This window comes from Caenimonas soli (genome assembly GCF_013155545.1).
GTDB lineage: Bacteria > Pseudomonadota > Gammaproteobacteria > Burkholderiales > Burkholderiaceae_C > Ramlibacter > Ramlibacter soli.
In genome coordinates, this window is the sequence record NZ_JABJVV010000016.1 from 69,616 (window position 1) to 89,229 (window position 19,614).

The following is a 19,614-nucleotide window of genomic DNA, read 5'->3' on the forward strand; positions in this document are numbered from 1 at the left end:
GCCATGCACGCACTAGCACTGCGCCGGCTTCTCGCAATCGTTCTGCTGCTGCCGGCGATATCGAGCGCGTGGGCGGCGGCGCCCCTGGTGTGGCAAGCCAGCACGGAGATCGCCAGGGGCGGCGGCGTGCGCGGGCCCTGGCAGCAGAACGATTCGCGTTATGACTTCGTGGACGACCCGTCGGTCGCCATCAACGGCCGGGGTGAGGTGGCGGTGGTCTGGGTAGACCAGGCCAGCAAGGCCGTGCTGTTCCAGCGTTTCTCGGCGGACGGCAAGAAGCAGCTGGAACGGGCTAGCGATGTGTCGCGCCTGCCGCTGACTTTTTCCTGGCTGCCGCGCGTTGCGATCGCGCCCGACGCGCCGGATGCGGTCTTCGTGTTGTGGCAGGAGATCATTTTCTCGGGCGGCTCGCACGGCGGCGACATCCTGTTCGCGAAGTCCGATGACGGCGGCAGATCGTTTTCGAAAGCCGTGAACCTTTCAAGATCGCTGGGCGGCGACGGCAAGGGGCGCATCAACCGCGAGATCTGGCACAACGGCAGCCTGGATCTGGTGGCAGGCCCACATGGAATGCTCTACGCAGCGTGGACCGAATACGACGGCCCCTTGTGGTTGAGCCGTTCCGCCGATGGGGGCCGCAGCTTCTCGCCCCCGCAACGCATCGCCGCCGGCGGCAAGCCCGCAAGGGCACCGTCGCTGGCGCTGGGGCCCGATCGCGCCGTGTACTTGACCTGGACGACCGGCGAGGACGCGGGCGCGGATATCCATTTGGCGAAGTCCTTGGATGGCGGCGCCAGCTTCAGCCGGCCCGAGCGGGTGGCGCCCAGCAAGAACTATTCGGATGCGCCCAAGCTGGCCATGGGCCCGGGCGGAGTGTTGCACTTGGTCTATGCTGAAAGCTCGGGCGGCCCCTTCGGCCGCTATCACATCCGTTACACACGGTCCACGGACGGCGGGCGCAGTTTCGAAGCGCCGCGCGAGATCTCCAGTCCGATGCCAGGATCGTTTACCGGCGCGGCCTTCCCGGGGCTGAGCGTCGATGCGCAGGGACGGGTCTATGTCTTGTGGGAGCTCTATGCCGACGAGCGGCAACCGCCGCGCGGCTTGGCGCTTGCAACATCGGGCGACGGTGGACGTAGTTTTTCGAATCCCACCCTGGTACCGGACAGCGCGGACGCGGCCGGCGGTTTCAATGGCAGCAGCCAAGGCTTGCTGATGAGAAAAATCGCGGTGAGCGCCGGCGGCCAGTTGGCGATCGTCAACAGCAGCCTCAAGCAGGGATCGCACAGCCGCGTCTGGCTGATGCGTGGCTCCCTGCCGCGCTGAGTCGCTTAGCGCCGGGCGATCGCCTGCTGGTACAGGGCGCGCACCTTCGGCACGTTTTCCTGCAGGCGCTTGATGCGGTCGGGCCCGGTCGGGTGGGTGGACAGGAAAGTCGGGCCGCCGTTGCCGCCTTTGGCCTGGCTCATCTTCTCCCACAGCCTGATGGAGGCGTCGGGATTGAAGCCGGCTCGCGCCGCCAGTTCCAGCCCCACCAGATCGGCATCGATCTCGTCCTCGCGGCTGAACCTCAAGGTGAGCAGCTGCGTGCCGATGCTGGCCGCAACGTCGCCCAGCTGGCCCAGGCCCAGCAGCGCGGCGCCCAGCGACAGGAACGCACCCGTGCCCTGGCTCTTGGCGATGCGTGCCCGCGCGTGCTCGCGCAGCGCGTGTGCCATCTCATGCCCCACCACCATGGCCGTCTCGTCGTCGGTCAACTGGAGCTGGTCCAGGATGCCGGTGAACACGGCGATCTTGCCGCCCGGCATGCAAAAGGCATTGATTTGCTTGCTGCCGATCAGGTTGACCTCCCAGCGCCACTGCCGCGCGCGGTCGTTCCACTTGGCGGTGTGTGCGATCAGGCGCGAAGAAATCGCGCGCAACCGCTGGAGCTGGGGGTGGCTCTCCGGCGCCAGGGCCTTTTGTGCGCGGGCCTTTTCCATCATCTGGGTGTATTGCTGGGTCGCTACGGCCTCGATCTCAGCCGCAGGAACCAGGCTGCGCATGCGGGATGCATCGCCCACATCGACCTGGCCGAACACCGGCGTGACGGCGGCCGCACTGGCGGCCAATAAAAAGCCGCGGCGCGGCATCCAGGCAGATGACTTGGCGTAGCAGTGCTGGCACATGAACCCATCATAATGACGCACCCTTTCGCCCATGTCAGACAAGACCAATACACTGCCTCAGACCGAGCCCCCAAGCTGGGGCGAGACATTTCGGGTTTACCTCGAGCCCGCCACGCTGCGCATGTTGTTCCTGGGCTTCTCGGCCGGGCTGCCGCTGCTGCTGGTGCTGGGCACGCTGAGCTTCTGGTTGCGCGAAGCCGGCATCGATCGCACCACCATCGGTTTTCTCTCCTGGGTCGGACTGGCCTATGCCTTCAAGTGGGCCTGGGCGCCGCTGGTGGACCGGCTGCCCATTCCCATCCTGTCGCGCTTGCTCGGCCGGCGGCGCGCCTGGCTGCTGCTGGCGCAGGCCATGATCGTCACCGGCCTGATCGGCATGGCGCTCTCCGATCCCAAGCTCTCGCTGGAGACCATCGTGTGGTGCGCCCTGCTGGTGGCTTTCGGCTCCGCCACACAGGACATCGCGCTGGATGCCTTCCGCATCGAGTCGGCCGACATGCAGCGCCAGGCCGCACTGGCGGCGGCCTACCAGACCGGCTACCGGCTGGCGATGATCTGGGCCGGCGCGGGCGTGCTATGGATCGCGGCCCGCGCCGAAGTCGTCAGCGCCGCAAGCTACCAGCACACAGCCTGGCAAACGGCGTATTTCGTGATGGCGGCCTCGATGGCGGTGGGCGTCCTGACGGTGCTGCTGTCGCCGGAACCGCTGCGCAAGATCCTGCCGCCTTCGCGCAACGCCGCGGCCTGGCTGCGCGAAGTATTGGTCGAGCCCTTCGCCGACTTCCTGCGCCGCTACCGCTGGCAGGCAGCGCTGATCCTGGCATTGATCGCCGTGTATCGCATCAGCGACGTGGTGATGGGCATCATGGCCAACCCGTTCTACGTGGACATGGGCTACACCAAGGACGAGGTTGCGGCCGTCACCAAGATCTACGGCGTGATCATGACGCTGGCCGGCGCCTTCCTCGGCGGCGCACTGGCCATCCGCTTTGGCGTGATGCGGGTGCTGATGCTGGGCGCGGTGCTGAGCGCGGCGAGCAACCTGCTGTTCGCCTGGCTGGGCTCGCGCGGCCACGATGTGCAGTCGCTAGTGTTCGTGATCTCGGCGGACAACCTGTCCAGCGGCATCGCCTCGGCCGCCTTCATCGCGTACCTGTCGAGCCTCACCAACGTCAACTACTCGGCCACGCAGTACGCGTTGTTCAGCTCGATGATGCTGTTGCTGCCCAAGTTCCTGGCCGGCTACTCGGGCAAGTATGTCGACGCCTTCGGCTACGGCAACTTCTTCACGGCCACCGCTTGCCTGGGCGCTCCGGTGCTGCTGCTGGTGTGGCTGGCCTCGCGCATGAAAACGCCGGCCCGTACAGTGGATGGGCAGCAGCAGGAATAGGCAAGCTCCTACCGCCTGCTTCGCGCGAACCCTACACCGCAAGCCGGTGCCATCCCCTAGTCTCGGTGCTGAACCCATGAAGCCCAAGCCGACAAGCGACACCGACAAGACGCCCTCGCGTGATGAGAAGCGCCAGGATGCGCCGGCGCGCCAGCAGCAAACGGGTGGTGGGGCGCCGGCGGGCAGCGAACGCCGGGGACGTCACAGGGTCGCCGACGACCAGCAGTCGGGCAACGGCTCGCAGAGCGCGTTGTCGAAACTCATGATGCTGGAGCGCAAGCGGGCGGCGCTGCTGCCACCCAAGGAATGACGCTAGTCGGCTGCTTCGGGACGCTCTTCGCTCGGCTGTAGCCGGATGCGGCTGGTTTCCACCTTCTTCAAGGCCTTGAGCGCGCTCGCCGCTCCTTCACCTGAGGCGGCACCGTCCCAGGACAGCTCCGGCTCGCCTGGGGTGCCAGGATCTTCTGGATTCTGCGCAAGCTGGGTCTGTTGCTGCATGAGCGCAGTTTCGGCCGCTTGAATGGTTGAGCGTGTCAGTCGCTGCTGAGCTCCACTGTAGGACGCGGTCGCGTCACGGCCGGGCTCAAGGCAGCTTGGGCTCGTCGGTACGGAGTTTTTCCCGCTCGATCAGGTGCAGCAAGGCGGCATCGGCACCTTCACCGGAGAGACGCGGACGCGAATTCTTGTGCGTGATCGGTTGAGGCGGCTGTACCGCGGCTTCGCCCTGCTGCGTTGCTTGCGGAGGATGGTTGCCCTCGGCTGGTGATTTTTTGGGTTTCTGCGCGTTCATCGATATCCAGGCGCGTCGACAGGACGCAATGCTGGGCTGAACGCACATTAGATGTTAATTGCTCGACCTCATGTAGGACAAGGTCGCTAGCCTGTAGGACTAGCCTGACCGTCTGCAGCATCACTTCGGATCAGCTGAGCAAGAGCTTGCCGCTGGACCTTCCCTAGCGCTGTCTTGGGCAGCCCCGCCAGCCAGAGCCAGTGGCGCGGCAGTTTGTAGCGCGCCAGCCGCCCGGTCAGGTAGGAGCGCAATTCCTGTTCGGACACCGCCTGCCCCGGCTTGAGCACAACGGCCGCCGCAACCACTTCACCCCACTCATCGTCGGGCAGGCCGAACGCCGCGCATTCGGCGACGGCGGGGTGTTCGGCCAGCAAGCTCTCGATCTCGGCGGGGTGGATGTTCTCGCCGCCCGAGATGATCAGGTCCTTGGCGCGTCCCACCACCGTGTAGGCACCATCTCTTGCCCGGGTCGCCAGGTCGCCGGTATGGAACCAGCCCTGCGGATCGCAAGCCGGCAGGTCCGGCCAATAGCGGCTGATCACATTCGGTCCACGGATGAGCAACTCGCCCACTCCGGCCTGTTCGTCGCCCAGCCGCACTTCCACACCGGGAGCCGGCCACCCGCACGACCCCGGGTGGCTGCGGGCCTGCTCGGGCGCAAGGGCAATCGAGAACGGCCCGGTCTCGGTGGCGCCGTAGACATTGCACACCGTCAGCCCGCGCGCGTGGAAAGCCTGGACCAGGCCGGCGGGCAGCAGGCTGGAGCCGGCCCAGACCGCGCGCAGGCTGGCCAGGTCGGCGCTGTCCCAGCGCGGCTGCTCGATCAAGGCCTTCATCGTGGCGGGCACCTGCAGCGTCAGCGTCGGGCGGTCGCGTTCGAAGCAGTCCAGCGCCGCCTCTGCCGCGAACCGCGCGTGCAGGATCACCCGGGCGCCCACGTACAAGGCCGGCAGCGTCTGGATGCACAGGCCTCCGACATGGAACAGCGGGAGCATGGTGGCAACGACGTCCTGCGCCGTCATCTTCTGCACCTGCGCGGCGATCGCCATGTTCGCCAGCAGATTGGCCTGCGTATGGACCGCGGCCTTGGCGCGGCTGGTGGTGCCCGAGGTGTAGACCAGCAGGACCGGCGAGCGACTTTCGGCCCCGCACGGTGGGCTCGGCCAATCGCCCTCGTCCGTCAACGCTTCCGCCGGATGCACGGCCAGGCCATGCCGCGCCGCCAGCTCCTGCGCGGCGGCAGCCCAGGCATCGTCGTGCACCAGATGAGCAGGCGCGCAGTCCACCATCAGGGCATCCCATTCGCCCGGGGACAGCCGGAAGTTCAGGGGCAGCAGGATGGCGCCGATGCGGGCCAGCGCGAACAGCAGCACGAGCTGGCCGGGATGATTGGCCCCCAGCCAAGCCACCCGGTCGCCGGGGCGCACGCCCCAGCCATGCCACAGCTGGGCAGCCAAGCGCTCGCAGCGGCGGCAAAGCTCGCCATAGCGCAGCTGCCCGCCTTCGAAACTCAGGGCCACGGCATCGGCTCGCGCCGCAGCGTGGGCCGCCAGTACGTCGGCGAGCACCAAGGGGGGTGAAGGCACAGCCATTTACCTAACTTTACCGCCGCTTCAAGCTCGGGTGATGGGCGCTTGCCACTATCGATGCAATCCCCCGACAGGAGATCGCCATGAACCCCACCCCCCCTCCCGACAACTCCCGCCGCCGCTGGTTTTCCGGCCTCGCCGCCCTGGGCGGCCTTAGCTTGCTGGGCGCAAAGGCCCATGCCCATGGCTGGCGACGGGGCGAAGCACTGGACCCCGAAGAAATGGCGCGTCGGCTGGATTGGCGTATCGGCCGCATGGTCAAGGATGCAGGCGGCACGCCGCAGCAGAAAGACCGCCTGGTCGCCATCGCCGCCGCCGCCCTGGCCGACCTCAAGCCGCTGCGCGAACAGGCCCGCACCGCGCGCCGTCGCGGCCTCGAGCTGCTGGCCGCGCCTTCCGTGGACAGGAACGGCCTGGAACAACTGCGTGTCACCCAGATGCAGCTTGCCGACACCAGCAGTCGCCGCGTGCTGCAGGCCATGGCCGATGCCGCCGACGTGTTGACGCCGGAACAGCGGACCAAAGTGGCCGAGCGCCTGAAGCAGCGCATGGACCGCCGCTGGCGCGGTTGAGCGGGCCGACGGCCCCCGCCGGACCGCGAAGTCATTACCATGCTCAGATGCAGCAACTCCTGATGATCGAAGACGACGCCCGCCTGGCCCAGATGGTGGGCGAGTACCTGGAACGGTCCGGCTTCGGCGTGACCCACGCCATCGATGCGAAGGCAGGCCTGGCGCTCTTGCAGGATCCGCCCACCGGCGCGAACCCCGACCTGGTAATCCTGGACTTGATGCTGCCCGACATGGACGGGCTGGAAGTGTGCAGGCGCGTACGTGCCCTGCCCGGCGAGATGGGTCAGGTTCCGGTGCTGATGCTCACCGCCAAAGGCGACCCGATGGATCGCATCGTGGGCCTGGAGCTGGGCGCCGACGACTACCTGCCCAAGCCGTTCGAGCCGCGCGAGCTGCTGGCGCGCATCCGCGCGATCCTGCGGCGCCGCAGCGAAGGCACGCCGCCGGCGGCCAAGCTGATGCGCTTCGGCTCGCTGGAAATCGACCGCGACGCCCGCAGCGTGACGGTGGGCGGCAAGCCCTGCGAACTCACCTCTTACCAGTTCGACCTGCTGATCACGCTGGCGGAACGTGCCGGGCGCGTACTGACCCGCGACCAGATCATGGAGGCGGTGCGCGGCCGCGAACTCGAGGCCTTCGACCGCTCCATCGACGTCCACATGGGACGCATCCGGGCGGCGATCGAAGTCGATGCCAAGAACCCCAAGCGCATCCTCACGGTGCGCGGCGTCGGCTACGTCTTCGCCAAGCAGCAAGACTGAACACTGGAACAAACCCATGGTGTCCTGGCACGCGCGCTTCCGCGTACCCCTTTACTTCCGCATCTGGCTGGCCGTGGTGCTGGCCGTAGCGGTGCTGACGCTCGCCTTCGGCTGGCTCTGGCGCCTCAACAACGAGCAGATACCCGAGCGCGAGGTGATCATCCGCAATCAGGCCGGCGAAGTGATCGGGCAGGACAAAACGCGGCCGGCGCGCGACCCGATCCGCGGGCTGGAGTTCACTGTGGACATGATGGACGGCAGCCAGCTGATCGTGCAGTTGCCGCCGCGCCGCCGCTCGCCCGGCGAACTGCCGGCCGGGGGACGGTCCTGGACCCGCGGGCCGGGCGGATTGCTTTGGATGCTGGGAATCGTTGCGCTCGCGGTGGCGGTGGGCAGCTACCCGATCATCCGGCGGCTGACGCTGCGCCTGGACCATCTGCGCCAAGGTGTCGAGCGCTGGGGCGAAGGCGACCTGTCCACGCGCATCGAGGAGTCGGGCTCCGACGAACTGGCCTTCCTGGCGCAGCGCTTTAACCACGCGGCCGAGCGGGTCGAAACGCTGCTCAAGTCGCACAAGTCGCTGCTGGCCAACGCCTCGCACGAGCTGCGCTCGCCGCTCGCGCGCATCCGCATGGGACTGGAGCTGATGGAGCCGCAGGCCTCGCCGGCTTTCAAGGAAGAGATCCTGCGTAACATTGCCGAGCTCGACCAGCTGGTGGACGAGATCCTGCTGGCCAGCCGGCTGGACACCAAGGAAAGCGACATTGGCACCATCGAGCCGGTGGATCTCACCGGCCTGGCCGCCGAGGAATGCGCGCGGGCGGGCGCGGAGCTGGTGCCCACCGATGACGGCAAGCCGTTGGTCGTGCAAGGCGTCGCCAAATTGCTGCGGCGCGCGGTGCGCAATCTGCTGGAAAACGCTCGCCGCTACAGTAACGGCCCTGTCACGGTCGAACTGCGGCGGGAAGGCGAGCATGCGGTCGTGCGCGTGCGCGACGAGGGGCCCGGCGTGCCGGCGGAAGAGCGCGAGCGCATCTTCGAGCCCTTCTATCGCCTGGCCGGCGCCAGCGAGCGCTACGGCGGCGTCGGCCTGGGCTTGGCGCTGGTGCGCTCGATCACCCAGCGCCACCACGGCTCGGTGCAGTGTGAGGACCAGGATGGAGTGGGTGCCTGCTTCGTGGTGCGCATCCCCTGCCACCAGATGTAGCCGTCCTGCGGCTCCTCCTCCGATTGGGGGATGCCAAGATGGGCTGGGACGCTTAAAGTTAAGCCTCCCAACGACGTCCTTCCGAGGACTTTCACACAGCCACCGCAAGGTGGCTGTTTTTTTGGGTGCTCACAAAGGGAAGGCCTCCAGCGGCGCTGCCGCATTCGCCTGCGCGGGCGTATGGGCCACGTTCATCAACCAGGACACCATGACGAAGTAGCCCACCAGCGTGGTCAGCTCCACCACCCCTTGCTCGCCGAACCGGGCAACGGCAGCGAGGTAGGTGGCCTCGCTGGTGCCGTGCCTGTTCAGCAGTTCGGCCGTGAAGTCGAGCGCAGCCTCTTCGTCCGCCGGCAGGCCTTTCGGCCGGGCACCGGCGCGCAAGGCGTCCAACGTCGCCTCGGAAACGCCGGCCTTGAGGGCGAGCGGCGCGTGCATCAGCCACTCGAACTGATTGGTCACGTGGCGCGCGGCGGCGCAGGTCACCAGCTCGCGGATCCGGGCCTCGAGCACGCTCTCGAAACGCAGGTACTCGCCCAGCTTGGCCACCCGGTCCAGCAGCTGCGGGCTGCGCAGCAGCGGCAGGAACGGTCCGTAGACACCTTTGCGCGGTCCGGCGATCAGCGCCTGGGCGGCTTCGCGCTGTTCCGGGCTCATGGCATCGGCCGCCGGCATGGGAAGGCGTTCGCGCCAGGGCTCACTGAAGCCCTGGCGGGCGCCGGAGACGGTTGTGTCAGCGGGCATGGGAAATCTCCTTTTCAAGCACGGGTTGATGGGTCTGGCGCCATAGCCACGCTGCACTGAGCAGCAGCGCCACAGCACCCGCCTGCAGAGCCAGATTCAGGCCGTTGGCCGCGAACGCGGGCACGCGCAACAACAGGGAGGACGCTATCGGCCCGGCGATCTGCCCCAGGGCGAAAGCGGCCGTCATGCGGCCGACCAGCACCGTCGGGTCGCCGATCGCACGGGCCCGGATTTCCTGCAAGCCGGCCATGGTGATGATCATGAAGGTGCCGCCGACCAGCAACGCCGACAGCGCGACCGTGAGGCCGCTGAGCCAAAGGCCGGGCAGCAGCACGCCGATGCCCATCAGCAGATGGGAGGCGGCCCAGACCTGCAGCCGCGAAGCCCGGCGCATCCACCACCCAGCCATGAAGGTCGAGAGCGCCGCCGTGAGGCCGAACAGCGGCCAGGCCAGGCCGAAGAGCCTGGGGTCTTCCACGACCGAGCGCGCCAGCACCGGCAGGAACGTTGCGGGCAGGATGTAGCCGAAGCCCAGCACGCCGTAGCAGACCACCAGGCCCGTCGTTCGCGCCGGCGCTTTGCCGCTGACCGCCGGTGCCGCAACCGGGCTGGCCAGGCCGAGGCTGCGCAGGACTGGGGCGACTGGGACCAACAGGACGAGGGCCAGCACAGCGAGCATCAGCCACAGGGCCGGCGCCGAAACACCGGCGGCCGCACCGGCCAGGCAGAAGAGCCCGGCAAGCGCGATCCCCGCGCCCACCCCGGCGTACAGGCCGCTGCCCCACGACGGACGTTGCAGGCGGGACAGTGCGCCCAGGCACCACACGCTCGTGCCGACGAAGGCCCAGGCGCTGCTGATGCCGGCGGCCAGCCGCAGGACGAGCCAGAGCCACGTCGGCCCCGGCAACGCCATCGCGGCGGTGAGGCCGGCCGTCAGCAGCAGCGCAACGGCCGCCAGGCGCGGCGCCGGCCAGCCCATGCGTGACGCCGTCATTGCGCCCAGCAGGTAGCCCGCATAGTTGGCGGCAGCCAGCCAGCCGCCGGCCGCGACGTCGAGCTGCCCGCCCTGGATCATCAGCGGCAGCATGGGCGTGAAGGCGAATCGCCCTATGCCCATGGCCACGGCCAGCGACAGGGCGCCCGCCAGGCAAACCGTGATCGGCGAAGGTCCGGATGGGTGGTTGTCGATTGCCATGGGGAATGATTAGACCGAGAATGGCACCAACCGACAAATGAATTATTCTGAATCTTCATTCTCGCCATGAGAACCATTGATCTGGACTCGCTGGAGATATTCCGCGCCGTGGTGCAGGAGGGCGGCATCGTTCGGGCGGCCGGCAAGCTCAACCGCGTGCAGTCCAACGTCACGACCCGCATCAAGCAGCTCGAGGAGCGCCTGGGTCTGCAGCTGTTCCGCCGGCAGGGACGATCGCTGGTGCTCTCGCCCGAGGGCGAACTGCTGCTGTCGTATGCGCAGCGGCTTTTCCGGCTGGCCGACGAGGCCGAGAGCGAGCTGCGCAACGGCAAGCCCATGGGCGTGTTCCGCATCGGCTCGCTGGAGAGCACGGCCGGCAGCCGGCTGGCGCCCATCCTGTCGCGCTTCCACAAGCTCTACCCGGGTGTGGTGGTCGAGCTGGTGACCGGCACGACGGGCGCACTGGTCCAGCGCGTCACCAACTTTGAAATCGAAGCGGCATTCATCTCCGAGCCATTCACCGCGCCGGGCCTCGAGGCGCTCAAGGTGTTCGAGGAGGAGCTGGTGCTGATCACCGCCAAGGATGCGCCGGAGGTGACGCGTCCGGGCGATCTGGCCGGCTCGACCCTGATCGCCTTCGCCAACGGCTGCTCGTATCGCAAGCGGATGGAAGAATGGCTCGGCACTTCCGGCGTCATGCCGGCACGCACGCTGGAATTTGCTTCGTACCAGGCGATGATCGCCTGCGTGGCAGCGGGCACGGGCTTCGCCATGGTTCCCAAGTCGCTGCTGTTCGCGCTGCGCGCAGCCAGCGATGTGAAGCAGCATGAGCTTCCGGCCCGGGTTCGCCGCAACCACACCCACCTGGTGTGGAACGGCACTCCCTCCACCGCGCTGCTGCGCCTACAAAGCCTGGTCGCGCCTTAGCGCCGCCAGCACAAGCTCGGGCGTGATGTCGTAGAGGCAGCGGGTGTGGCCCAGCGGGCATTCGCGCTGGAAGCAGGGCGCGCAGTCCAGCGGCGGCTGGTAGGAAGCATCGTCCTTGAGCCACAGCACCCGCGCCTGGTCGTTCAACGGCGGCGTGTGCAGCGGGCTCGACGAGCCGAACACCGCCACCTGGGGCACGCCGAAAGCCGCGGCCACGTGCATCAAGCCGGAGTCGTTGCTGATCACGGCCTGGGCTGCCGCGATCAGCGCAAAGGCATCCATGAGGGAAGTCTTGCCGGCCAGGTTGATGCACTTGTCCGGCCCTGCCGCACCGGCGATCTCCTCGCACAGCTCGGCCTCCTTGCCCGAGCCCAGCAGCACCGCCGGCCGATCGAGGGCGCGCGCCAGTTCGGCGAAATGGATGGCGGGCCAGCGCTTGGCGGGGCCGTACTCTGCGCCCGGCGCGAAGACGTAATAGCCGCCGGCTTGCAGGCCAAGTGCTGCCAAGGCTGCGTCGGTTTGTGCCGGCGCCAACCGCAGCTGCGGGCGGTCGGCCTCCAGGCCTTCCTTGTCCCCGCTGAGCGCGGAATAGAAGGCCACCATCGGCGGCTTATTCTTGGGATTTTTCAGGCGGTGCGTGAGCAGGCCCACGCGCGCCTCGCCCAGGTAGCCGACCCGCTTGGGGATGCTGGCCAGGAAAGGCAGCAGTGCACTCTTGAGCGAATTGGGCAGCACGTAGGCCGTGTCGAAGCGCCCTTCCACTTTCTTGGCGATGGAACGGCGGGCCTTGAATTGCAGGCCGCCATGCTGGAAGGGAAACTCGATGACCTCATCGACCTGCGGCATGGCGCGGTACACCGGCGCCACCCAGGGCAGCGCGCCCACCGCCAGCCGCTCACCGCGCGAGTGCAGCCGCCGCAGCAGCGGCTCGGTCATCACCGCATCGCCGATCCACTGCGGCGCGATGATCAGCGAACTAGACATCGACAGGCCCTAGTGGCCCCCACCGAAGTGCTCGCCCTCTTTGAGGCGGTACACCGTGCCGCAATAGGCGCATTTGGCTTCGCCGGTACGCGCCACGTCCAGGTAGATGCGCGGGTGGCTGTTCCACAGCTTCATGCCGGCGCTGGGGCTGGGGCAGAACACCTGGCCGTTGGCGTTCAGGTCCTTGGCGAGCAACTCGACGACGGATTCTTTTCTTGCGGGCGCGTTGGGGGCCATGTTCAAACCTTGGTGAGCCAGTGGGCGTACTTGGGGTTGCGGCCGTTGACGATGTCGAAGAAGGCGCTCTGGATCTTCTCGGTGATGGGGCCGCGCGAACCGGCGCCGATCTCGATGCGGTCGAGTTCGCGGATGGGCGTGACTTCGGCGGCGGTGCCGGTGAAGAAGGCCTCGTCGGAGATATAGACCTCGTCGCGGGTGATGCGCTTTTGCACGATCTCGATGCCGAGATCCTTGCAGATGTGGAACACCGTGTTGCGGGTGATGCCGTTGAGGGCGCCTGCCGACAGGTCGGGGGTGTAGATCACGCCGTCCTTGATAACGAAGATGTTCTCGCCCGCGCCTTCGCTGACGAAGCCCGAGCTGTCCAGCAGCAGCGCCTCGTCGTAGCCGTCGTCCAGCGCTTCCATGTTCGCCAGGATGGAGTTGGTGTAGTTGCTCACCGCCTTGGCCTGCGTCATGGTGATGTTGACGTGGTGGCGGGTGTAGCTGGAGGTCTTGACGCGGATGCCGCGCTTCATGCCCTCCTCGCCCAGGTAGGCGCCCCAGGCCCAGGCCGCGACCATCAGGTGGATCTGGTTGCCCTTGGGGCTGACGCCCAGCTTCTGCGAACCGATCCAGGTGAGCGGGCGCAGGTAGCAGCTTTCCAGCTTGTTGGCCTTCACCACGGCGCGCTGCGCCTCGTTGACCTGTTCCTTGGAGAACGGAATGTTCATGCGCAGGATCTTGGCGCTGTTGAACAGGCGGTCGGTGTGCTCCTGCAGCCGGAAGATGGCCGTGCCGTTGGCCGTGTTGTAGGCGCGGACGCCCTCGAATGCGCCACAGCCGTAGTGGAGGGTGTGGGTCAGCACGTGGATCTTGGCGTCGCGCCATTCCACCATCTCGCCATCCATCCAGATCTTGCCGTCGCGGTCGGCCATGCTCGGTACAGCGCTCATGAATTTTCCTTTGGAGTCGTGGGTTCGCTCGAACCCGCGATTTTAAGGCGTGGGCGCGGCGCCGCCCTCGTCCGGGGCCGGCGGCCGGAAAAGCGTCCATTTCACCAGCTTGCCGTTGGCAAACTCGCAGGTGACATGGGAGTCGGTGCCGTCGGTCCAGCGGTAGACCTCCGGCTGCTCGTCCTTGGGCGAAAGCAGCTCGCCCAGGGCCCCCGTCATGGCGATCACGTGCAGCAGGTTGACTCCGGGTTTGAGCTTGGCATTGAACATCACGGCGCTGCCCACATAGCCCTTGGGCCGGTTGGCCGCGCGCTTGAGCACGTGCGTAAGCCGCGTGAAATGCAGCAGCGCCCACATCACGATCCCGGTGACCGCGACGGCAATGCCGGCCCACCCGTAAGCGCGCCAGGCCGCCGCCACGACGACCACGCCCAGGATGGGCACGATGATTTTCTGCAGATTCATGCGGCGATTGTCGCGGGTTCGGCGGGCATGCCGCCTGCGGCAAGTGCGTAGCTCGATCGGCTCATCATGCCAGGCTGCGCACCACTTCCATGGCTTCCTCGATGCGTTCGACCGGGTGGATGGTGAGCCCTTCGATCTCGCGGCTGCCCTTCTTGGGCGCGTTGGCCTTGGGAACCACCGCCACCGAAAAGCCCAGCTTGGCAGCCTCACGCAGCCGCTCCTGGCCGCGCGGCGCGGGCCGCACTTCGCCCGCCAGTCCCACTTCGCCGAAGGCGATGAAGCCCTTGGGCAAGGGCTTGCCGCGCAGGCTGGAGGTGATCGCCAGCATCACCGCCAGGTCGGCCGCCGGCTCGCTGATGCGCACGCCGCCTACCGCGTTGACGAACACATCCTGGTCCATGCAGGCAATGCCGGCATGACGGTGCAGTACGGCCAGCAGCATGGCGAGGCGGTCGCGGTCCAAGCCCACCGACAAACGCCGCGGGCTGGGGCCGCCGCTGTCGACCAGCGCCTGGATCTCCACCAGCATGGGGCGCGTTCCTTCCAGCGTCACCAGCACGCAGCTGCCCGGCACCGGCTCGCTGTGCTGCGACAGGAAGATCGCGCTCGGATTGGACACGCCCTTCAGGCCCTTCTCGGTCATCGCGAAGACGCCGATCTCGTTGACGGCGCCGAAGCGGTTCTTGATGGCGCGCACCAGGCGGAAACTCGAATGGGTATCGCCCTCGAAATACAGCACCGTGTCCACCATGTGCTCCAGCACGCGCGGGCCGGCCAGCGCGCCTTCCTTGGTGACATGGCCGACCAGCACGATGCAGGTTCCGCCGGCCTTGGCCGCGCGCGTGAGATGGGCTGCGCATTCGCGCACCTGCGCCACCGACCCCGGCGCGGAAGTGAGCTGGTCCGAGTACACGGTCTGGATCGAGTCGATCACCGCCACGGCCGGTTGGGTGGCCGCAATGGTGGACAGGATCTTGTCGAGCTGGATCTCCGCCAGCACCTTCACCTGCGAGTTGTCCAGGCCGAGGCGGCGCGAGCGCAGCGCCACCTGGGCGCCGCTTTCCTCGCCGGTCACGTAAAGCGTGGGCACCTGAAGCCGCTGCAGCCCATCCAGGGCCTGCAGCAGCAAGGTGGACTTGCCGATGCCCGGATCGCCGCCGATCAGCACCACCCCACCTTCGACGATGCCGCCGCCGAGCACACGGTCGAGCTCGCCGATACCGGTGGGCGTGCGTTCGATCTCGCTGGCTTCGATGTCGGCCAGCGCCGCCACTTCGGCGGTTTTGGCCAGGGAGGCAAAGCGGTTGCGCACGGGCGCGGCCGACTCCACCACCGTTTCGATGAGGGTGTTCCACGCCTCGCAATGAGGGCATTTGCCCAGCCATCGCGGACTGGTGCCACCGCATTCGGTGCAGGAGTAGCTGGTCTTTTCCTTGGCCATGAGCGGCCGACTATAGCCGGGCAGCCGATGCGGGTTTGCGGCGAACCGCCAAATCATTTAATATATTAACTAATTAAGCCATGAGCACGACATTCATCCACCGCAACCTGCCGCGGCTGCTGCTGCAAGCCCGCGAATCGGTCATGGCCCATACGCGCCCCAGCCTGCGCGAGCATGGGCTGTCGGATCAGCAATGGCGTGTGTTGCGTGTGCTCGGCGAGCACGGCACGGTGGAAACCGGCCGCGTCGCGCGCGAGGCCTACATCCTGGGACCCAGCCTCACCGGCGTGCTGGCGCGGATGGAGCGCGACGGCCTGATCCGGCGCGAGCGCGACCCGGCGGACCAGCGCCGCACGGTGGTCGAGGCCACGCCCAAGGGCCTGAAGCTGGTGGAAAAACTGTCGCGCACGGTCGAGGCGCACTATGAATGGATGGAGAAGTCGCTGGGCAAGCAGAAGCTCGCCGAGCTCTATGAATTGCTCGACCAAGTGATCGACCTGGAGCAACCATGAGTTTTGTCCCGACGGGCACGGTCTACGGCACGCTGCTGAACTTCCGCGGCGAGTGGAAGGCCTGGGCGCCGAAGATGAACGAGGCGCCGTACAAGGCGCCGCCGAAGGCGCCGGTGCTGTACATCAAGCCGGCCAACACCTGGAGCGCCGACGGCGCCGATATCCCCGTCCCGGCGCGCGTACCCGAGGTCGAGGTGGGCGCGACGATCGCAATCGTGATGAAGGCCGCCGGCGAGGTGGCCGGCTATGTGCTGATGAACGATCTCTCGATTCCGCATGCCAGCTTCTTCCGCCCGCCCGTCAAGTTCAAGTGCCTGGACGGCTTCCTCGGCGTGGGCAATGCGCTCCTGCCCGCAGGCCCGAGCATCGATCCGTCGCAATTCCAGCTCGAGGTCCGCGTGAACGGTGACCTGAAACAGCGCCTGGACTTTGCCGAGCTGGTCCGACCGGCGGCGCAACTGCTTGCCGACGTGAGCGAGTTCATGACGCTGGGCGCGGGCGACGCGCTGATGCTGGGCTGCGACATCGGCCGGCCGCTGGCCCGAGTCGGCGACCGGATCGATATCAGTGCGAAAGGACTGGGCACGCTGAGCAACATGCTGGTGGGAGAGGCATCATGAAGCGCGCCCGCATCCTCCACCAGGGCGTAACGCAAGGCGCTGCCGAACGCGACGGCCAGCTGCTCCTCGACGACGGCCGGCTGGTGCCTTTCGACGCGGTGACATGGCTGCCCCCGCTGGAACCCACGCCACAGCCGCGCACCATCCTGGCCCTGGGCCTGAACTACGCCGACCATGCCAAGGAGCTGGAGTTCAAGGCGCCGGAAGAGCCCCTGGTTTTCCTCAAGGGCGAGAGCGCGTTGACCGGGCACCGCCGCTTCACCCGCCGGCCGGAGGGCGTGCAGTTCATGCACTACGAATGCGAGCTGACCGTGATCGTCGGCAAGACCGCTCGCAATGTGAAGCGCGGCGACGCCTATGACTTCGTCGCCGGCTATACCGTCGCCAACGACTACGCCGTGCGCGACTACCTGGAAAACTGGTACCGGCCCAACCTGCGCGTGAAGAACCGCGACAGCACTACGCCCCTCGGGCCCTGGTTCGCCCCGGCCCGCGATGTGCCGAACCCGATGGCGCTGGCCTTGCAGACGACGGTGAACGGCAAGCTCACGCAGTCGGGCAACACCCGCGACATGATTTTCGACGTGCCCTTTCTCATCGAATATTTCTCCAGCTTCATGCAACTTCGCCCCGGCGACCTGATCCTGACCGGCACGCCGGATGGGGTGGTGGACTGCCGGCCCGGCGACGTGATCGTGACCGAGATCGAGGGCCTGGGCGCCCTCATGAACACCATCGAATGAATATGCGAATCGATCACCTCATCAACGGCAAGCCGGTCGCCGGCCGCGACTATCTGGAAACCGTGAACCCGGCGACACAGGAGGTACTGGCCGAGGTCGCCTCAGGCGGCGAAGCCGAGGTCAACGCCGCGGTCGCGGCGGCCAAGGCGGCCTTTCCGAAGTGGGCTGCCACGCCCGCGCCCCAGCGCGCCAAACTCATCCGCAAGCTGGGCGACCTGATCGCAGCCCATGTGCCCGAGCTGGCGCAGACCGAGACCAACGACACGGGGCAGGTGATCGCGCAAACTGGCAAGCAGCTGGTGCCGCGCGCGGCCGACAACTTCTACTACTTCGCCGAGATGTGCACCCGCGTCGACGGCCACACCTACCCGACCGAGACGCACCTGAACTACACACTGTTCCATCCGGTGGGCGTGTGCGCGCTGATCTCGCCGTGGAACGTGCCGTTCATGACCGCCACCTGGAAGGTCGCGCCCTGCCTGGCGTTCGGCAACACCGCGGTGCTGAAGATGAGCGAGCTCTCGCCCATGACGGCAGCGAGGCTGGGCGAGCTCGCATTGGAAGCGGGCATTCCGCCGGGCGTGCTCAACCTGGTCCATGGCTATGGCAAGGACGCGGGCGAGCCCTTGGTGAAGCATCCGGACGTTCGCGCCATTTCCTTCACCGGTTCCACGGCGACGGGCAATCGCATCGTGCAGCAAGCCGGGCTGAAGAAGTTCAGCATGGAACTGGGCGGCAAATCGCCGTTCGTGATCTTCGAGGATGCCGACCTGGACCGCGCGCTCGATGCGGCCGTGTTCATGATCTTCTCCAACAACGGCGAGCGCTGCACGGCCGGCAGCCGCATCCTGGTGCAGCAGTCGATCTATGCCGACTTCGCCCAGAAGTTCGCCGAACGGGCAAAGCGGATTGCCGTGGGCGACCCGCTGGACGAGAAGACCATCATCGGCCCGATGATCTCGCAGGCCCACCTGGCTAAGGTCCGCAGCTATATCGAGCTCGGCCCCAAGGAAGGCGCGACGCTGCTGTGCGGCGGGCTGGATGCGCCTTCACTGCCGGGTCGCGTGAAGAAAGGCAACTACGTGATGCCGACGGTTTTTGCCGACGTCGACAACCGCATGCGCATCGCCCAGGAGGAAATCTTCGGCCCGGTGGCCTGCCTGATCCCGTTCAAGGATGAGGCCGACGCGATTCGCCTGGCCAACGACATCCAGTACGGGCTTTCCAGCTACGTGTGGACGGAGAACATAGGCCGGGCCCATCGCGTGGCCGCCGCCGTCGAGGCCGGCATGTGCTTCGTCAACAGCCAGAACGTGCGCGACCTGCGCCAGCCCTTCGGCGGCACCAAGGCCTCGGGCACCGGCCGCGAAGGCGGGACCTGGAGCTACGAGGTGTTCTGCGAACCGAAGAACGTCGCGGTCTCGCTCGGTTCGCACCACATCCCTCACTGGGGAGTCTGAACCATGGGAAAGCTCGCGCTCGCTGCCAAGATCACGCATGTACCGTCGATGTACCTGTCGGAGTTTCCCGGACCGAACTTCGGCTGCCGCGAAGCCGCCATCAACGGCCACAAGGAAATCGACCGCCGCTGCCGCGCGCTGGGTGTCGACACCATCGTGGTGTTCGACGTGCATTGGCAGGTCAACAGCGAATACCACATCAACTGCGGGCCGAAGTTCGAGGGGGTCTACACCAGCAACGAACTGCCCCACTTCATCAAGAACATGCCTTTTGCCTATCCGGGCAACCCGGCGCTGGGGCACATGATCGGCGACATGGCCAACGCCATGGGCGTGAAGAGTCGTGCACATTCCGACACCACGCTGGAGCTGGAGTACGGCACGCTGGTGCCCATGCGCTACATGAACGCCGACCAGCACTACAAGGTGATCAGCATCAGCGGCTGGTGCGACTGGCACGATCTCAACGAGTCGGGCCGCTTCGGGCTGGCCGTGCGCCGCGCGATCGAGGAAAAGTACGACGGCACCGTGGCGGTGTTCGCCAGCGGTTCGCTGTCGCACCACTTCGCCGACAACGGCCGCGCGCCGGAGTTCATGCACAAGGTGTACGACCCCTTCCTGGAACAGGTGGACCGGCGGGTGGTGGAACTGTGGAAGCAGGGCGACTGGAAGACCTTCATCGGCATGCTGCCGATGTACGCCGAGAAATGCTGGGGCGAAGGCGACATGCACGACACGGCCATGCTGCTGGGCCTGCTGGGCTGGGACAAGTACACGGCGCCCGCCGACATCGTGACGCCCTACTTCGGCAGTTCCGGCACGGGCCAGATCAACGCCGTCCTCCCGGTCACGCCGCTCGATTAATTGGAAT

At 66.9% G+C, this 19,614-nt stretch carries 23 protein-coding genes; 12 read left to right on the forward strand and 11 right to left on the reverse strand.

Features of this window, described 5'->3' with window-relative positions:
* Nucleotides 1-3: 3 nt before the first annotated feature.
* A complete protein-coding gene (locus HNE04_RS21800; RefSeq protein ID WP_172223976.1) occupies nucleotides 4-1,326 on the forward strand; it encodes a sialidase family protein in 1,323 nt (440 codons plus the stop codon).
* Nucleotides 1,327-1,331: 5 nt separating this feature from the next.
* Here HNE04_RS21800 and HNE04_RS21805 read toward each other — a convergent pair whose 3' ends face one another.
* Nucleotides 1,332-2,168: a M48 family metallopeptidase gene (locus HNE04_RS21805; RefSeq protein WP_172223978.1), complete on the reverse strand. Its 837-nt coding sequence runs from the start codon at nucleotides 2,166-2,168 to the stop codon at nucleotides 1,332-1,334.
* Nucleotides 2,169-2,199: 31 nt separating this feature from the next.
* Here HNE04_RS21805 and HNE04_RS21810 point away from each other — a divergent pair, with 31 nt between their 5' ends.
* On the forward strand, nucleotides 2,200-3,558 hold the full coding sequence (locus HNE04_RS21810; RefSeq protein ID WP_172223981.1) for an AmpG family muropeptide MFS transporter: 1,359 nt from the start codon (nucleotides 2,200-2,202) through the stop codon (nucleotides 3,556-3,558).
* A 76-nt stretch (nucleotides 3,559-3,634) separates the two neighbouring features.
* The gene (locus tag HNE04_RS21815; protein WP_172223983.1) at nucleotides 3,635-3,868 is read left to right on the forward strand and encodes a hypothetical protein; all 234 of its coding nucleotides are present in this window, start codon (nucleotides 3,635-3,637) and stop codon (nucleotides 3,866-3,868) included.
* Nucleotides 3,869-3,870: 2 nt separating this feature from the next.
* Here the strand turns inward: HNE04_RS21815 and HNE04_RS21820 are convergent, their stop codons facing one another.
* From HNE04_RS21820 to HNE04_RS21830, 3 genes are all read right to left on the reverse strand, one after another.
* The gene (locus HNE04_RS21820; RefSeq protein ID WP_172223986.1) at nucleotides 3,871-4,056 is read right to left on the reverse strand and encodes a hypothetical protein; all 186 of its coding nucleotides are present in this window, start codon (nucleotides 4,054-4,056) and stop codon (nucleotides 3,871-3,873) included.
* Between the two features lie 85 nt (nucleotides 4,057-4,141).
* Nucleotides 4,142-4,348 (reverse strand): hypothetical protein, encoded by a 207-nt coding sequence (locus tag HNE04_RS21825; RefSeq protein ID WP_172223988.1) that lies wholly within the window; start codon nucleotides 4,346-4,348, stop codon nucleotides 4,142-4,144.
* A gap of 86 nt (nucleotides 4,349-4,434) precedes the next feature.
* Nucleotides 4,435-5,940 carry a class I adenylate-forming enzyme family protein gene (locus HNE04_RS21830; protein ID WP_172223990.1) on the reverse strand — a complete coding sequence of 502 codons (1,506 nt, stop codon included), beginning with the start codon at nucleotides 5,938-5,940 and terminating at the stop codon, nucleotides 4,435-4,437.
* 80 nt (nucleotides 5,941-6,020) lie between these two features.
* On the opposite strand from HNE04_RS21830, the gene HNE04_RS21835 reads away from it, so the two are divergent.
* From HNE04_RS21835 to HNE04_RS21845, 3 genes are read left to right on the forward strand one after another with little or no spacing between them, the layout of a single operon-like run.
* Nucleotides 6,021-6,509, forward strand: coding sequence for a Spy/CpxP family protein refolding chaperone (locus tag HNE04_RS21835; RefSeq protein ID WP_172223993.1), 489 nt, complete (start codon nucleotides 6,021-6,023; stop codon nucleotides 6,507-6,509).
* 47 nt (nucleotides 6,510-6,556) lie between these two features.
* Nucleotides 6,557-7,270 carry a response regulator transcription factor gene (locus tag HNE04_RS21840; protein ID WP_172223995.1) on the forward strand — a complete coding sequence of 238 codons (714 nt, stop codon included), beginning with the start codon at nucleotides 6,557-6,559 and terminating at the stop codon, nucleotides 7,268-7,270.
* Nucleotides 7,271-7,286: 16 nt separating this feature from the next.
* Complete coding sequence (locus HNE04_RS21845; RefSeq protein WP_172223997.1) at nucleotides 7,287-8,477, forward strand: sensor histidine kinase; 1,191 nt, start codon at nucleotides 7,287-7,289, stop codon at nucleotides 8,475-8,477.
* Nucleotides 8,478-8,606: 129 nt separating this feature from the next.
* On the opposite strand, the gene HNE04_RS21850 is transcribed toward HNE04_RS21845, so the two are convergent.
* Together HNE04_RS21850 and HNE04_RS21855 are read right to left on the reverse strand one after the other, a co-directional pair.
* Nucleotides 8,607-9,221, reverse strand: a complete 615-nt coding sequence (locus HNE04_RS21850; RefSeq protein WP_172223999.1) for a carboxymuconolactone decarboxylase family protein — start codon at nucleotides 9,219-9,221, stop codon at nucleotides 8,607-8,609.
* Nucleotides 9,211-10,416 (reverse strand): YbfB/YjiJ family MFS transporter, encoded by a 1,206-nt coding sequence (locus tag HNE04_RS21855; protein ID WP_172224001.1) that lies wholly within the window; start codon nucleotides 10,414-10,416, stop codon nucleotides 9,211-9,213. The genes HNE04_RS21850 and HNE04_RS21855 overlap by 11 nt, the downstream gene beginning before the upstream one ends.
* Nucleotides 10,417-10,482: 66 nt before the next feature.
* Here HNE04_RS21855 and HNE04_RS21860 point away from each other — a divergent pair, with 66 nt between their 5' ends.
* A complete protein-coding gene (locus HNE04_RS21860) occupies nucleotides 10,483-11,343 on the forward strand; it encodes a LysR family transcriptional regulator (RefSeq protein WP_172224003.1) in 861 nt (286 codons plus the stop codon).
* On the opposite strand, the gene waaF is transcribed toward HNE04_RS21860, so the two are convergent.
* The 5 genes from waaF to radA form a co-directional block, all read right to left on the reverse strand.
* Entirely contained in the window at nucleotides 11,320-12,327 is a 1,008-nt protein-coding gene (waaF, locus tag HNE04_RS21865; protein ID WP_172224005.1) for a lipopolysaccharide heptosyltransferase II, read from the reverse strand. The two genes, HNE04_RS21860 and waaF, sit on opposite strands and share 24 nt — an antisense overlap.
* A gap of 9 nt (nucleotides 12,328-12,336) precedes the next feature.
* Nucleotides 12,337-12,564 (reverse strand): zinc-finger domain-containing protein, encoded by a 228-nt coding sequence (locus HNE04_RS21870; RefSeq protein ID WP_172224006.1) that lies wholly within the window; start codon nucleotides 12,562-12,564, stop codon nucleotides 12,337-12,339.
* Nucleotides 12,565-12,566: 2 nt separating this feature from the next.
* On the reverse strand, nucleotides 12,567-13,502 hold the full coding sequence (locus HNE04_RS21875) for a branched-chain amino acid transaminase (RefSeq protein WP_172224008.1): 936 nt from the start codon (nucleotides 13,500-13,502) through the stop codon (nucleotides 12,567-12,569).
* A gap of 42 nt (nucleotides 13,503-13,544) precedes the next feature.
* Nucleotides 13,545-13,967, reverse strand: a complete 423-nt coding sequence (locus tag HNE04_RS21880) for a glycerate kinase (protein WP_172224011.1) — start codon at nucleotides 13,965-13,967, stop codon at nucleotides 13,545-13,547.
* 64 nt (nucleotides 13,968-14,031) lie between these two features.
* Nucleotides 14,032-15,408, reverse strand: coding sequence for a DNA repair protein RadA (radA, locus tag HNE04_RS21885; protein WP_172224013.1), 1,377 nt, complete (start codon nucleotides 15,406-15,408; stop codon nucleotides 14,032-14,034).
* 80 nt (nucleotides 15,409-15,488) lie between these two features.
* Here radA and hpaR point away from each other — a divergent pair, with 80 nt between their 5' ends.
* The 5 genes from hpaR to hpaD are packed head-to-tail and all read left to right on the forward strand — an operon-like array spanning nucleotide 15,489 to nucleotide 19,607.
* A complete protein-coding gene (gene hpaR / locus HNE04_RS21890; RefSeq protein WP_172224016.1) occupies nucleotides 15,489-15,920 on the forward strand; it encodes a homoprotocatechuate degradation operon regulator HpaR in 432 nt (143 codons plus the stop codon).
* The gene (locus tag HNE04_RS21895) at nucleotides 15,917-16,540 is read left to right on the forward strand and encodes a fumarylacetoacetate hydrolase family protein (protein ID WP_172224018.1); all 624 of its coding nucleotides are present in this window, start codon (nucleotides 15,917-15,919) and stop codon (nucleotides 16,538-16,540) included. The genes hpaR and HNE04_RS21895 overlap by 4 nt, the downstream gene beginning before the upstream one ends.
* Nucleotides 16,537-17,283: a fumarylacetoacetate hydrolase family protein gene (locus HNE04_RS21900; RefSeq protein ID WP_172224020.1), complete on the forward strand. Its 747-nt coding sequence runs from the start codon at nucleotides 16,537-16,539 to the stop codon at nucleotides 17,281-17,283. The genes HNE04_RS21895 and HNE04_RS21900 overlap by 4 nt, the downstream gene beginning before the upstream one ends.
* A gap of 2 nt (nucleotides 17,284-17,285) precedes the next feature.
* The gene (gene hpaE, locus HNE04_RS21905) at nucleotides 17,286-18,743 is read left to right on the forward strand and encodes a 5-carboxymethyl-2-hydroxymuconate semialdehyde dehydrogenase (protein WP_172224131.1); all 1,458 of its coding nucleotides are present in this window, start codon (nucleotides 17,286-17,288) and stop codon (nucleotides 18,741-18,743) included.
* 3 nt (nucleotides 18,744-18,746) lie between these two features.
* Nucleotides 18,747-19,607, forward strand: a complete 861-nt coding sequence (gene hpaD, locus HNE04_RS21910; protein ID WP_172224023.1) for a 3,4-dihydroxyphenylacetate 2,3-dioxygenase — start codon at nucleotides 18,747-18,749, stop codon at nucleotides 19,605-19,607.
* The last annotated feature ends 7 nt before the right edge of the window (nucleotides 19,608-19,614 follow it).

What these genes read in the sequence shown, in the direction of transcription:
- HNE04_RS21800 (WP_172223976.1), top strand. Translation starts at nt 4, where the DNA reads ATGCACGCACTAGCACTGCGCCGGCTTCTCGCAATCGTTCTGCTGCTG.
- HNE04_RS21805 (WP_172223978.1), bottom strand. Translation starts at nt 2,168, where the DNA reads ATGTGCCAGCACTGCTACGCCAAGTCATCTGCCTGGATGCCGCGCCGC.
- HNE04_RS21810 (WP_172223981.1), top strand. Translation starts at nt 2,200, where the DNA reads ATGTCAGACAAGACCAATACACTGCCTCAGACCGAGCCCCCAAGCTGG.
- HNE04_RS21815 (WP_172223983.1), top strand. Translation starts at nt 3,635, where the DNA reads ATGAAGCCCAAGCCGACAAGCGACACCGACAAGACGCCCTCGCGTGAT.
- HNE04_RS21820 (WP_172223986.1), bottom strand. Translation starts at nt 4,056, where the DNA reads ATGCAGCAACAGACCCAGCTTGCGCAGAATCCAGAAGATCCTGGCACC.
- HNE04_RS21825 (WP_172223988.1), bottom strand. Translation starts at nt 4,348, where the DNA reads ATGAACGCGCAGAAACCCAAAAAATCACCAGCCGAGGGCAACCATCCT.
- HNE04_RS21830 (WP_172223990.1), bottom strand. Translation starts at nt 5,940, where the DNA reads ATGGCTGTGCCTTCACCCCCCTTGGTGCTCGCCGACGTACTGGCGGCC.
- HNE04_RS21835 (WP_172223993.1), top strand. Translation starts at nt 6,021, where the DNA reads ATGAACCCCACCCCCCCTCCCGACAACTCCCGCCGCCGCTGGTTTTCC.
- HNE04_RS21840 (WP_172223995.1), top strand. Translation starts at nt 6,557, where the DNA reads ATGCAGCAACTCCTGATGATCGAAGACGACGCCCGCCTGGCCCAGATG.
- HNE04_RS21845 (WP_172223997.1), top strand. Translation starts at nt 7,287, where the DNA reads ATGGTGTCCTGGCACGCGCGCTTCCGCGTACCCCTTTACTTCCGCATC.
- HNE04_RS21850 (WP_172223999.1), bottom strand. Translation starts at nt 9,221, where the DNA reads ATGCCCGCTGACACAACCGTCTCCGGCGCCCGCCAGGGCTTCAGTGAG.
- HNE04_RS21855 (WP_172224001.1), bottom strand. Translation starts at nt 10,416, where the DNA reads ATGGCAATCGACAACCACCCATCCGGACCTTCGCCGATCACGGTTTGC.
- HNE04_RS21860 (WP_172224003.1), top strand. Translation starts at nt 10,483, where the DNA reads ATGAGAACCATTGATCTGGACTCGCTGGAGATATTCCGCGCCGTGGTG.
- waaF (WP_172224005.1), bottom strand. Translation starts at nt 12,327, where the DNA reads ATGTCTAGTTCGCTGATCATCGCGCCGCAGTGGATCGGCGATGCGGTG.
- HNE04_RS21870 (WP_172224006.1), bottom strand. Translation starts at nt 12,564, where the DNA reads ATGGCCCCCAACGCGCCCGCAAGAAAAGAATCCGTCGTCGAGTTGCTC.
- HNE04_RS21875 (WP_172224008.1), bottom strand. Translation starts at nt 13,502, where the DNA reads ATGAGCGCTGTACCGAGCATGGCCGACCGCGACGGCAAGATCTGGATG.
- HNE04_RS21880 (WP_172224011.1), bottom strand. Translation starts at nt 13,967, where the DNA reads ATGAATCTGCAGAAAATCATCGTGCCCATCCTGGGCGTGGTCGTCGTG.
- radA (WP_172224013.1), bottom strand. Translation starts at nt 15,408, where the DNA reads ATGGCCAAGGAAAAGACCAGCTACTCCTGCACCGAATGCGGTGGCACC.
- hpaR (WP_172224016.1), top strand. Translation starts at nt 15,489, where the DNA reads ATGAGCACGACATTCATCCACCGCAACCTGCCGCGGCTGCTGCTGCAA.
- HNE04_RS21895 (WP_172224018.1), top strand. Translation starts at nt 15,917, where the DNA reads ATGAGTTTTGTCCCGACGGGCACGGTCTACGGCACGCTGCTGAACTTC.
- HNE04_RS21900 (WP_172224020.1), top strand. Translation starts at nt 16,537, where the DNA reads ATGAAGCGCGCCCGCATCCTCCACCAGGGCGTAACGCAAGGCGCTGCC.
- hpaE (WP_172224131.1), top strand. Translation starts at nt 17,286, where the DNA reads ATGCGAATCGATCACCTCATCAACGGCAAGCCGGTCGCCGGCCGCGAC.
- hpaD (WP_172224023.1), top strand. Translation starts at nt 18,747, where the DNA reads ATGGGAAAGCTCGCGCTCGCTGCCAAGATCACGCATGTACCGTCGATG.